Raw genomic sequence first — 12439 nt, 5'->3', positions numbered from 1 at the left:
TCTACACGGTTTACGGTACTCCACATGTTTTGACATTTTGTTGCATGAATTCAATACAAAGTGAATGTTTTTAAGAATTTTTCATCTTAGAATAAAAAATGTACAGCACTTCTACGACTTTAAAATTAACGCAACGAGAAGGAACACAAAATGAAAACGACTATGTTAAAAATCTTAACCGCATCTCTCCTTTGTTTTTCAGGCGTAACGTTTACTCACGCTGCGACGAATCATACTGCTAAATCGACTCATACGGCTAAATCAAGCAAAACAGCTAGTCATACTGCAGATTCGAGCAAATCAGTTGCGCAAAAAGAACTTAGAGCTTGTGTAAAAAAACAGCAAGGTGAATGGGTATCTTATAGCCATAATGGTGTAACCTTTAATGGTACTTGTGAACCAAACGAAAACGGTAAACTACAATTTAAAGCCCCTGCTCCTTAAGCAGTTTTGAAATAAGGTAGAGAAGAAGTTATTTATTTTCCGCCACATCTCATCAGTATTTTCAAAGACGGCTCATTAAAGATGAGCCGCTTTCTTTTTTAAAATGATCTAGTCCGCTACAATACGCCTTTAAATAAAATTTTTAGGTCCTTTTCGTGAAGTGGTTACAAATACACATTACCGTTGATCAAGAACAAGTTGAGTTCACAGAAACACTTTTAATGTCTCTAGGTGCGGTAAGCGTAACTCTGGATGATGCTGAAGATCAGGCTTTACTTGAACCATTACCAGGTGAAACACCTTTATGGAACAAAGTAATCGTGACAGGCATCTATCAACAAGACGAACAAGACCCAATTGATGTCGACACTTTAGAAGCTTTCTTAAAAGCTCAACTTCCAGATGCTCCTATACGTCACGAAGAACTTGAAGACCAAGTATGGGAACGCGCCTGGATGGATTATTACGAACCAATCCAAATTGGGGAAAAGTTCTGGATCGTACCTGAATGGCTAGAGCCACCAGAAGCAGATGCAACAAATATTAAGTTAGATCCAGGTCTTGCGTTTGGTACAGGTAACCATGCAAGTACCTTCTTATGCTTACAATGGCTAGGTAAAACTGACGTTAAAGATAAGATCGTGATTGATTATGGTTGTGGTTCAGGCATTTTAGGTGTAGCCGCTTTATTATTAGGCGCAAAAAAAGTATATGCCACAGATATTGACCCTCAAGCTGTTTTAGCAACAAAACAAAATGCTGAACTTAATGGGGTATTAGACGGACTATATGTAGGCCTTCCTGAAGAATTCGATCAAGAGTTCAAACCTCAGCAAGCAGATGTTCTAGTTGCAAATATTTTGGCTGGTCCATTAATGGTACTTGCGCCAGAGTTTGCAAATTTAATTAAATCTGAGGGTGAGTTCGCACTCGCAGGTGTAATTGAAGAGCAAGTTGCTGATGTTTCAGGTGTTTATTCTGAATTTTTTGATATATTAGATGTCGAAAAGCGCGAAGAGAACTGGTGTCGCATTTCAGGAAAACGTAAAACAATAAATTGAGACTTTTAACTCATGAATGAAAAACAAACCCGCTGCCCTAAGTGTTTAACAGTTTATAAAGTATCTCTTACTCAATTGACTGTTGCTCAGGGTATGGTTTGTTGCCCTAAATGTGATTCGAGCTTTAATGCACTCACCCATCTGATTAATATTGAAAATCCTGTCATAGTTAATTCATCTACATTAGCCAATGGTTCAATGCAAACGAGATATATGACACATTCACATGTGTTAGATATCTTTGATCAAAAAGTTGAAAATTCCAATATTGATCTTTTAACTTATCTCAACAACTTAAATTATTTTCATAACGAACCTATTAACGCCCTACCAAATCTTAATTTAGCTGAACAAACTTCCTCGCAAGAACAAGACAATAATAAAAAGCATAGTTGGCTGTACTACACGCTCTGGAGTTCTGCTAACCTTATTTTAATTTTAGTTTTTACTTTTCAAATTCTCTGGTTTAATCCTAAGCTCATGCATGCAAGCCCGACCGTTAGTCATGCGTTTAATTATGTTTGCGGAATAATGCACTGCAATAAGTCAGCCGAACAATATCAACTTATTTATATAGAAAAGTTAAAACTCCGTAAAGTTGATACAAGTCATACGCAATTCTCAGGCATATTGCTTAATCAGAATGATAAAAGTATTGAACTTCCAAACCTAAAGTTGAGTTTTTCAACAGAGCCAAATAAAACAAAAGAAATTATATTGACTCCTCAACAATATCTTGTTGAAAACTTACGAGGTATTCAACGCATTCCCTCTGATACCCCTTTCCGATTCCAATTTGAGCTAAACAAAAGCAAAAAAAGCCTATTAAATTATCGATTAGAAATTGTCCACCCCTAAAATGTAAAAAAAGTGAAAAAAAAATAAAAAAAAATGCAGTTAATTTGCTCACTTTTTCCTAGACAATGGTATGATACGCGCCACGAAAGCTTTGACTCATATACTCCTCGCTCTCAATCCAAAAAAAATACTGTTAAGCATGTGTGCTTTTCTACTTTAAGCACATAGCCTAACTTTTTTTGTTTTTGAGGGAGCTGTAACAAATATTTAACTATTGTTACGCTTATTTTTTATTCAATACGAAGAAATATGGCAAGCTAATTGTTCTTATGTTTTAGAGTCACTGTTTTAGGATCTAAAACAGGACTCCGTATTTTTAGACCACATTTATATACTACTTTATCCAAGTTAGTATTTGATTTTCGGATTAACTCGCATGAATAGCAAATCTCCTATTTTTACTGCACAATCTGATGTTGCTCTTCGCATCCACGTGGATCGCGCAGTTCGTCATTATTTTGCACAATTGCAAGGTGAGCAACCATCTCAGGTATATGACATGGTGCTAGCAGAAATGGAGAAACCTCTTTTATCTGTAGTTCTTGAATATACACGTGGTAATCAAACCCGTGCTGCAGAGATTCTTGGACTCAACCGTGGCACTTTACGTAAAAAGTTAAAAGCTCACGGTTTAATGAGTGAATAAATGATAAAATGCTCACGACTTCGTGGGCATTTTTTTATGCTTATTGGTTTTAATCCGTAGACTTGAAATTGTTGAATTAAACATCATGACTATTAAACGTGCTTTGATTTCTGTATCTGATAAGACAGGAATTGTCGAATTTGCTCAAAACCTTGCAGCTTTAGGGGTAGAATTATTATCTACAGGCGGCACATACAAGTTGCTTAAAGATAATAACATCGCAGTTGTTGAAGTATCTGAACATACTGGCTTCCCTGAAATGATGGATGGTCGTGTTAAGACATTACATCCAAAAATTCATGGCGGTATTCTTGCTCGTCGCGGCTTAGACGAAGCAGTAATGGAAGAACACAACATTGATCCGATTGATCTAGTTGTTGTAAACCTTTATCCATTCGCTGCGACAGTTGCAAAACCTGACTGTACCCTTCCTGATGCAATCGAAAATATCGACATCGGTGGTCCTACAATGGTTCGCGCAGCTGCTAAAAACCATGCTTCTGTAGGTATTGTAGTAAATGCTTCAGATTACGACACCGTAATCAATGAATTAAAAACTGCTGGTTCACTTTCTTATGAAACACGTTTTGATTTAGCTGTTAAAGCATTTGAACATACTGCTCAATATGATGGCATGATCGCTTCTTACTTAGGCGCTCGCGTTGGTAAGACCGAAGGTGAAGCTGATTTATTCCCTCGTACGTTCAATACTCAATTGAACAAAGCACAAGATCTACGTTACGGTGAAAACCCACACCAGTCTGCTGCATTTTACGTTGAAGCAAATGCAAAAGAAGCATCAGTTTCTACGGCAAAACAGTTACAAGGCAAAGAATTGTCTTATAACAACATTGCTGACACAGATGCTGCACTTGAATGTGTTAAATCATTCGCAAAACCTGCTTGTGTAATTGTAAAACATGCTAACCCTTGTGGTGTTGCTGTTTCTTTAGACGGCATTAAAGCTGCTTACGATTTAGCTTATGCAACAGATCCAGAATCTGCTTTCGGTGGCATTATTGCATTTAACCGCGAGTTAGATGTTGCAACTGCTCAAGCAATCGTTGACCGTCAATTCGTTGAAGTTATTATTGCTCCAAGTATTGCTGATGGTGTGCTTGAAGTTACTGGCGCTAAGAAAAACGTACGTGTTTTAGTATGTGGTGAATTACCTGCGATTGATGCACGTGCACCACAACTTGACTACAAACGCGTTAATGGCGGTTTATTAGTTCAAGATCAAGACTTAGGTATGATTACTAAAGATGATCTTAAAGTAGTAACTAAATGCGCACCAACTGAACAAGAAATTGATGACCTCATCTTTGCTTGGAAAGTTGCTAAATATGTAAAATCAAATGCAATTGTTTATGCGAAAAATCGCCAGACTATTGGTGTTGGTGCAGGTCAAATGAGCCGTGTTAACTCAGCTCGTATTGCTGCCATCAAAGCTGAACATGCAGGTTTGGTTGTTGAAGGTGCTGTAATGGCATCTGATGCATTCTTCCCGTTCCGTGACGGGATTGATAATGCAGCTAAAGCTGGCATTAAATGCATTATTCAACCGGGTGGTTCTATGCGTGATGAAGAAGTAATCGCAGCAGCTGACGAAGCTGGTATTGCAATGGTCTTCACTGGTATGCGCCATTTCCGCCACTAATTTAAATTTAGTCCTCCCTAACCCTCCTTTTATTCAGGAGGGTTTTCCACAATAATGGAGCTAACTCTCCAACTTGAGGGATAGAGGGAGATGAAAAGGATTAAAGTTAAGGAACAAATTAAAAATGAATATTTTAGTTTTAGGTAGTGGTGGTCGTGAACATGCTTTAGCATGGAAAATTGCGCAAGATACCAATGTTACTCAAGTTTTTGTTGCACCAGGTAATGCTGGAACTGCAACAGAAGACAAATGTGTTAATGTTCAACTTGATATTTTAGACAACTCAGCAATCATTGCTTTTGCTAAAGAAAATAATGTTGATCTTATTATTGTTGGCCCAGAAGCACCATTAGTTAATGGCGTGGTAGATGCTGCACGTGAAGCAGGTTTAAAAATTTGGGGACCTACTCAATATGCAGCGCAGCTTGAAGGTTCAAAAGCATTTGCTAAGCACTTTTTAAAGCGTCACAACATTCCAACTGCTTTCTATGACGTTTTCACTGAAGTAGATGCAGCTAAAGCATATGTTGAAAAAAATGGTGCACCAATTGTAATTAAAGCTGATGGTCTTGCTGCTGGTAAAGGCGTAATCGTTGCAATGACCAACGAAGAAGCTTTTGCAGCAATTGATGACATGCTTGCTGGTAACAAATTTGGTGATGCTGGTTCACGCGTTGTGATTGAACAGTTCCTTGCGGGTGAAGAAGCTTCTTTCATTTGTATGATTGATGGTAAAAATATTTTACCAATGGCAACTTCACAAGATCACAAGCGTATTTTTGAAGGCGATCAAGGTCCGAATACCGGTGGTATGGGTGCCTACTCTCCTGCTCCAGTGGTAACTTCTGACATTTTCGAACGCGTTATGACTGAAATCATGCGTCCGACTGTTGATGGTATGGCTGCTGATGGACATGTTTACACTGGTTTCTTATATGCTGGTCTAATGATTGATGAGCAAGGCCAACCACGTGTGATCGAGTTTAACTGTCGTTTTGGCGACCCAGAAACTCAACCGATCATGATGCGTTTAAAATCATCTCTTGTGGAATTGGTAGAAGCTGGTATTGCTGGTAATTTACCAAAAGAAGCTGAATGGGATGAGCGTAAGTCAATCGGTATTGTACTCGCAGCTGAAGGCTATCCTGATAGTGTACGCAAAGGCGATGTAATTTCTGGTATCGGACAATCACCTGAAGATACTAAGATTTTCCATGCAGGTACTGCAACTCGTGAAGATGGTCATATCGTGACTTCTGGTGGTCGAGTTCTTTGCGTAACAGCATTGGGCGACAGCGTTCTTGAAGCACAAATTAATGCGCTAGAAGTATGTGGTCAAGTTACCTTTACTGGTATGCAATATCGTAATGACATTGGCTACCGCGCAATTGCACGTGAAAAAGCTTAAAAAGCCTACAAGTTTAAAATGCTAATAAAAAAGCCTCTATATAGAGGCTTTTTTATTACGTATTCCGATATAAGAAAATCGTATAAATCTTTAAAATTTTGCTAAAGATATCAACAAATAAAAAGAAGCCCACTATATCAAGCATACTTTTATTGATATCATTAGTACATAGTTGTAACTGTCATCAGACACTGCTGTTTTAATAATTTCCATAAAGACTTGCTCTACAAATTATGCCTGTAGAGAGTTTTTTAATATTCTAAATTTATGAATGCTCGTTTGGCTACTGTTGGGGATGAACTGTTTGGGGAAACAGTTTTTGTTTATTAAACAATTACCCTCTGTTATAGCCAAAATATGCAAGCAAATTATGGAACCCCAGAAAAAGATCACAGAGTTTAGACTAGTTGTAATTCCAACTCCTCTCTTTTCATATTGATATAGATCAATCGTTATTGTTCTATATCTTAATCAGGACTTTTTTAAATGAAAAAGCTGATCAGCCTTTTTTTAAGCATGTCAGTAGTATTATTGACAGCATGTAGCAAACAAGAAAATGCTCAACAAGCCGAACAAAACAATGATAGTACCAAAGTACAAAAGGTAGTAATTGCCTCTACAGGTTCGGATGCTGAAATTTGGCGTTATATCGCATCTTTACCTGAAACCCAAGCTGCTGGCTTAAAGTTAGAAGTGAAAAACTTCACAGACTCCGTTTCAATGAATACAGCAATTGCAAATAAAGAAGTAGATTTGAACGCATTCCAAGCTTATTCTTATCTTACTGCATTTAATAATTCAAACCCGGATAAGATTGCAGCGGTTTCTACCACTTATATTGAGCCAATGGGGATTTATTCAAGTAAATACAAAAAAATTGAAGAACTTCCTGAAGGTGCAATTATTTCAATCCCGGATGATGCTGCCAGCGAATCTCGTGCGCTACTCTTGTTACAAACTGCTGGCTTAATCAAGCTTAAAGCTGACTTTAATCCTATTCAGGGCAGTCCAATTGATGTTATCGAAAATCCCAAAAAGATCAACATCAAACCAATCAAAATGGAAACTGCATTACGTCTTAAAAATGAATTTGATGCAGTTGTATTAAATAATACCATAGCACTCGAGGGAGGTTTAAACGTACTCAAAGATTCTATGTTCTATGAACCTATTGATCAAATCTCAAAAATTAGTGTCAACGTTCTAGCAACTGCTGAATCACGTAAAAATGATCCTGTCTTACAAAAAGTTGGTAAGCTTTACCACAATGCAGCTGTTAAAAAATACATTGAAGAACACTTTGGTGGAACAAAAGTTGACGTAGACAAACCAATCAGCTATCTCTCAGAAGCTAAATAGTAATATAATAGCCCAAACGTGAAACAGGCAAATTCTCTTTGCCTGTTTTTTCTTTCCAGCATAGCTTCTGAAGATATGATTCAATTTAAAAACATTTCAAAGCACTATCAGCTCAAAAATCAAACCATACGCGCACTCGACGAAATCAATTTAGAGATTCCAGAGGGCAGTATTTTTGGCATCATTGGCTATAGTGGTGCAGGTAAAAGTACCTTAATCCGCCTGATCAACCTTCTTGAGCGACCAACTGAAGGTCAAATCATTATTAATCAGAAAGATTTCACTGCTTTGGATGCACGCTCATTACGTCAGGAACGTGCAAACATTGGAATGATTTTCCAGCACTTCAATCTGCTACAAACCAAGACAGTTGCTGAAAATATTGAAATGCCAATGCGCCTACTGAATTACAATAAGGTAGAACGTGAAAAACGCCTGAATGAGTTATTGGAGTTCATTGATCTTAAGCATAAAAAAGATGCTTATCCAGATGAGCTTTCTGGCGGACAAAAGCAACGTGTCGGTATTGCCCGTGCTTTGGCAAATCATCCAAAAATTCTTTTGTGTGATGAAGCAACTTCTGCTCTAGATCCGCAAACTACCAAATCAGTTTTAGAACTGCTGAAGAAAATTAATCAAGAGCAAAAAATCACGATTGTTATGGTGACCCATGAAATGGATGTTATTGAAACTATTTGTGATCATGTGGCTGTAATGGAAGCAGGTAAAGTCATTGAACAAGGTTCAACGATTGATATTTTTAGCAAACCTCAACATCCAACGACTAAAAACTTCATTCAAACTGTTTTACATCAACAGTTGCCTGTAAATATTTTAAATCAGCTCGAAAACCAGCATCATCATAGTATTTACTGCTTACAGTTTTTAGGACGTTCTGCTCAAGAACCTGTAATTCAGTCACTGATTAAAAAATTCGATATTAGCTTAAATATTTTATTTGCGAATATGACTGAAATTAATGGTACAGTCATTGGTCAAATGTTTGTGCAGCTTTTAGGTGATCCTCAGCTAATTAAGCAGGCTATTGAGTTTTTGGAACAAAATGAAGTAGGTGTAGTTCAATCAGGAGATCAAGTATGAGAGATTTAATCGTACAATGGTTAACTGAACTTACTCAACCTTTCTGGCACAGCTCCCTTTCTATTGATCAATTCGTTACAGCTTTGCAAGAAACCTTTAATATGGTTTTCTTCGCACTTGTGTTTGGTGGTATTTGGGGATTTATTCAGGGAATTATTTTATTAGTTACCCGTCCAGAGGGCATTTTACCGAATAAAGTGATTTATCATTTACTTAATCCAATTGTAAATGCTTTACGCTCCCTTCCTTTTATTATTTTACTTATTGCAGTGATTCCTCTTACTAAGCTATTAGTAGGTACTTCAATTGGTACATGGGCAGCTATTGTTCCATTGACTATTTATGTTGGTCCTTATATGGGACGTCTGATTGAAACTTCATTGCTTGAAGTCAATGAAGGAATTATTGAATCTGCTCAAGCAATGGGTGCTACACCTTGGCAAATTATTTATCGCTTTATTTTGCCTGAAGCACGTAGTTCACTCATTTTAAACCTTACAACAGCAACAATCAGTCTTATTGGTGCAACCGCTATGGCTGGTGCAGTTGGTGCAGGTGGTATTGGTGATTTAGCGATTTCTTATGGTTATCAACGTTTTGATACAAGCGTTGTGATTTTAACAGTCATTATCCTATTACTATTAGTACAGATTGTACAAACACTAGGAAACTGGCTGGCTAAACTCCGTTAAGTCATCCATACAAAAAAGCTCTCTTCTAGAGGGCTTTTTTTGTTTTATACAACTCGCTTCTTAAAGATAGTTGAGTACATGGCTCAATACCATTTTCTGGTATGATCAGACTTAGTCATTATTATTCATTTACTCTTTGGATTTAGTTTCAGGATAAAACAATGCGTTATAGAATTCATTTTATTGATGTGCAGAATGCCCTCCAAAACTATATCTGGATTTTAGAAGATACTGAAACCCAAGAAGCTGTAGCAGTTGACCCAACAGAAGCAGAATTAGTCACCCAATTTTGTCAGAAGCATCAGTTAAATTTAAAACAAATTTGGCTTACTCATTGGCATAAAGACCATATAGGTGGTGTTGCTGATTTAACGGCTGCCCAAAATATTACTGTCTATGGTCCCCGTGATGAGCTCACAAAAATTCCGGGAATTACCCATCCCTTACAACATGACGATCATCTAAAATTTAATGATTTAAAAGTAGAGATTATTGCAACCCCAGGTCATACCTTAGGACACATTGTATATTTTATTGAAGAATTAGAAGCTGTATTTTGTGGTGATACTTTATTTGCAATGGGATGTGGTCGATTATTTGAAGGCACGGCTGAACAAATGTATCACTCACTGAGTCGTCTAGCAGCATTACCAACCAGCACAAAAGTTTATTGCACACATGAATACACGCTTTCAAATGCCGAATTTGCTTTAACGGTAGAACCGCATAATCTTGCCTTAGCAGAACGAGCTCAAGAAGTCCGTGAACTACGTAAACAAGGTTTAATCACGCTACCAAGTACGATTGAACTTGAATTGGCAACCAATCCCTTTCTTCGTGCAGAAAGTGTTGAAGACTTTGCACATATACGTACTCTTAAAGATAATTTCTAAAATTGAGCTTTAAAAAAAAAGATACGGTTTCATTTTAAGAACTGTATCTTTTTGCCTATTAGCTGTTGCCTGTAATTATTTTTTACATTTACTCTGTTTTTTATTTGCTCACTATTCTAAAAATAACGTTGAATTTATATTTTCAAAAACACTCAAGAAGACAGCTCTTTAAATAAAAAGTTATTATTTTTCATATATATAATTAATTTATTATTTTATGAAAATGAAATCTTTTCTTACTTTTTTACAAGTTGAAAAATAAAAAAAAGTTTTACCCCTTTAAAAAATCCAATTAAAACCCTATTAATAAATAAGATGTAATGCCACGGATAGAAGGAGTTCTCACGTGAAAAAGGTTGTTAAAGCTAAAAATTTGATTGCGTTTCGTATTTGGTTAGAAAAGTTAGGGTATTCAGTTAAAAATCTCGCTGACGGGAAAGGTTTTACTTTTAGTTTTAAAAAAGAATATGGTTTGGTCACTTGTGAGTTAGCAGGTAATTCATTAGCTATGCAATTAGGTGAAGAGTTTGAGGATCACTTAAAAGCATAATTTTTTACGACTTGATTTTAATTACAGTACGGTCTTTCTTGAAAGACAAGTAATGTTGCAGAACTTTAGAATGGCTTAATTAAAATATATTTTTTAGTTATTAAATAAAAAATCTGTAACAGGGCTACTCTCCCAAATTGCCCTTAGCTACAGATTTTTTTATTTTGTAAGGTTAATCTGCTTTATGGTTCTTTAATGCTTTATCAAGAAGATCTTTATCTAAAGCCTTATCCCAACGTGCCACCACAATTGTTGCACAAGCATTACCAACTAAGTTTGTTAATGCACGGCATTCAGACATAAAACGGTCGATACCAAGAATTAAAGCCATACCTGCGACAGGAACAGCCGGCACAACGGATAGAGTTGCAGCCAGAGTAATAAAGCCTGCACCAGTCACCCCTGCCGCACCTTTAGAACTTACCATTGCAACAAGAAGCAAGGCAATTTGTTCACTAATTGATAAATCTACATTACACGCTTGTGCAATAAACAGAGCTGCCATAGTCATGTAGATATTTGTACCATCAAGGTTAAATGAATAACCTGTTGGAATCACTAAACCTACCACCGATTTTTCACAACCTGCTTTTTGCATTTTGTCCATTAAAGATGGTAAAGCTGCTTCTGAAGAACTTGTTCCTAAAACCAACCAAAGCTCATCTTTGATATAACGAATTAAATGAATAATTGAAAAACCGTTGTAACGAGCTACCGCACCTAAGATCACTACGACAAATAACACCGCAGTAATATAGAACGTCATAATTAATAGTAATAAATTACCAATTGATTCGATTCCATAAGCACCGATCGTGAAAGCCATTGCACCAAAAGCACCAATTGGAGCAAGCTTCATTAACATACCAACCAAGTAGAAAACTGGAGCTGTTAAGTTATTTAAGAAATCGGTAATTGGGCGCGCTCGGTCGCCTAAAGCAGCCAAAGAAATACCAAATAGAACCGCTACAAATAACACCTGCAAAATCTCGCCACCAGCCAGAGGACTGACTAAGGTTTGCGGGATAATATTCATGAAGAAATCGGTAATATTTGTTGCATGTGCCTTCTCAACGTAAGTATTTACTTTATCGTTGACTAAGGTAGCAGGATCGATGTTAAGGCCTTTACCCGGTTGGATAATATTTGCCACAATCATACCAACTACAAGAGCCAAGCTTGAGAAGGTCAGAAAATAAAGCATCGCTTTGCCAGTTACACGACCCACACGGCTCATGTTTGTCATACTGGCAATGCCTGTAACAACTGTTAAAAAGATGACGGGAGCAATAATCATTTTAACGATCTTGATGAATGCATCACCAAGCGGTTTTAAACTTTCGCCAAGTTCTGGGTAAAAATGACCAATTAAAATGCCCAAAATAATTGCAAAAATGACCTGTACATACAAAATTTGGTGAAATTTCTGTTTTTTCTGTACCGTTTCTTGGTCAAGGGTATTGAAATCCATTATCTAAATACCTTTTCGATGGGGATAAAAAAATAAAATATAAAGCTAGCACCACAAGCTGCTTTAACAAGGAAAAGCCATTGTAAAGAATAAAAAACACCCTGTGTTATAAATTTAAAAAATGTCAAATTCAAAAATCATGCATTAATTTGTATAGAATACTTTTTATTTTAAGATTTAAAAAATTATAAAATTCATTAAACACAATATTAACTTATTGTTTATATTAAAATTAAACCCTATTTAAGTTAATAAAATCGGCTTTAGCAACTTGTATAACTTATTCAGGATTACCA

At 36.6% G+C, this 12439-nt stretch carries 12 protein-coding genes; 11 read left to right on the top strand and 1 reads right to left on the bottom strand.

Translation table 11 applies throughout. The features are described from left to right. Positions 1-150 precede the first annotated feature (150 nt). From AOLE_RS06390 to AOLE_RS06340, 11 genes are all read left to right on the top strand, one after another. Positions 151-444 (top strand): lipase chaperone, encoded by a 294-nt coding sequence (locus AOLE_RS06390; RefSeq protein ID WP_013197328.1) that lies wholly within the window; start codon positions 151-153, stop codon positions 442-444. 155 nt (positions 445-599) lie between these two features. Further along, on the top strand, positions 600-1505 hold the full coding sequence (gene prmA / locus AOLE_RS06385) for a 50S ribosomal protein L11 methyltransferase (protein ID WP_013197327.1): 906 nt from the start codon (positions 600-602) through the stop codon (positions 1503-1505). Positions 1506-1517: 12 nt separating this feature from the next. Next, on the top strand, positions 1518-2363 hold the full coding sequence (locus tag AOLE_RS06380; RefSeq protein ID WP_013197326.1) for a DUF3426 domain-containing protein: 846 nt from the start codon (positions 1518-1520) through the stop codon (positions 2361-2363). Positions 2364-2739: 376 nt separating this feature from the next. Continuing rightward, on the top strand, positions 2740-3009 hold the full coding sequence (gene fis, locus AOLE_RS06375; RefSeq protein ID WP_001086304.1) for a DNA-binding transcriptional regulator Fis: 270 nt from the start codon (positions 2740-2742) through the stop codon (positions 3007-3009). A gap of 85 nt (positions 3010-3094) precedes the next feature. Then, positions 3095-4669, top strand: a complete 1575-nt coding sequence (gene purH, locus AOLE_RS06370) for a bifunctional phosphoribosylaminoimidazolecarboxamide formyltransferase/IMP cyclohydrolase (protein ID WP_013197325.1) — start codon at positions 3095-3097, stop codon at positions 4667-4669. Between the two features lie 124 nt (positions 4670-4793). After that, complete coding sequence (gene purD / locus AOLE_RS06365) at positions 4794-6077, top strand: phosphoribosylamine--glycine ligase (RefSeq protein ID WP_013197324.1); 1284 nt, start codon at positions 4794-4796, stop codon at positions 6075-6077. Between the two features lie 486 nt (positions 6078-6563). Then, a complete protein-coding gene (locus AOLE_RS06360) occupies positions 6564-7436 on the top strand; it encodes a MetQ/NlpA family ABC transporter substrate-binding protein (RefSeq protein WP_013197323.1) in 873 nt (290 codons plus the stop codon). A 75-nt stretch (positions 7437-7511) separates the two neighbouring features. Continuing rightward, positions 7512-8537: a methionine ABC transporter ATP-binding protein gene (locus AOLE_RS06355; RefSeq protein ID WP_013197322.1), complete on the top strand. Its 1026-nt coding sequence runs from the start codon at positions 7512-7514 to the stop codon at positions 8535-8537. Beyond that, a complete protein-coding gene (locus AOLE_RS06350; RefSeq protein WP_013197321.1) occupies positions 8534-9229 on the top strand; it encodes a methionine ABC transporter permease in 696 nt (231 codons plus the stop codon). The genes AOLE_RS06355 and AOLE_RS06350 overlap by 4 nt, the downstream gene beginning before the upstream one ends. A 161-nt stretch (positions 9230-9390) precedes the next feature. Continuing rightward, the gene (gloB, locus tag AOLE_RS06345; RefSeq protein WP_004791421.1) at positions 9391-10122 is read left to right on the top strand and encodes a hydroxyacylglutathione hydrolase; all 732 of its coding nucleotides are present in this window, start codon (positions 9391-9393) and stop codon (positions 10120-10122) included. A 346-nt stretch (positions 10123-10468) separates the two neighbouring features. Further along, on the top strand, positions 10469-10672 hold the full coding sequence (locus AOLE_RS06340) for a hypothetical protein (RefSeq protein WP_003652518.1): 204 nt from the start codon (positions 10469-10471) through the stop codon (positions 10670-10672). A gap of 172 nt (positions 10673-10844) precedes the next feature. Here the strand turns inward: AOLE_RS06340 and AOLE_RS06335 are convergent, their stop codons facing one another. Further along, entirely contained in the window at positions 10845-12143 is a 1299-nt protein-coding gene (locus AOLE_RS06335; RefSeq protein WP_004791418.1) for a dicarboxylate/amino acid:cation symporter, read from the bottom strand. Positions 12144-12439 lie beyond the last annotated feature (296 nt).

Origin of the sequence: Acinetobacter oleivorans DR1 (assembly GCF_000196795.1) — a bacterium.
Lineage (GTDB): Bacteria > Pseudomonadota > Gammaproteobacteria > Pseudomonadales > Moraxellaceae > Acinetobacter > Acinetobacter oleivorans.
Note: the sequence above shows the minus strand (reverse complement) of the source record. Positions and strands in the feature narration are given on the sequence as shown.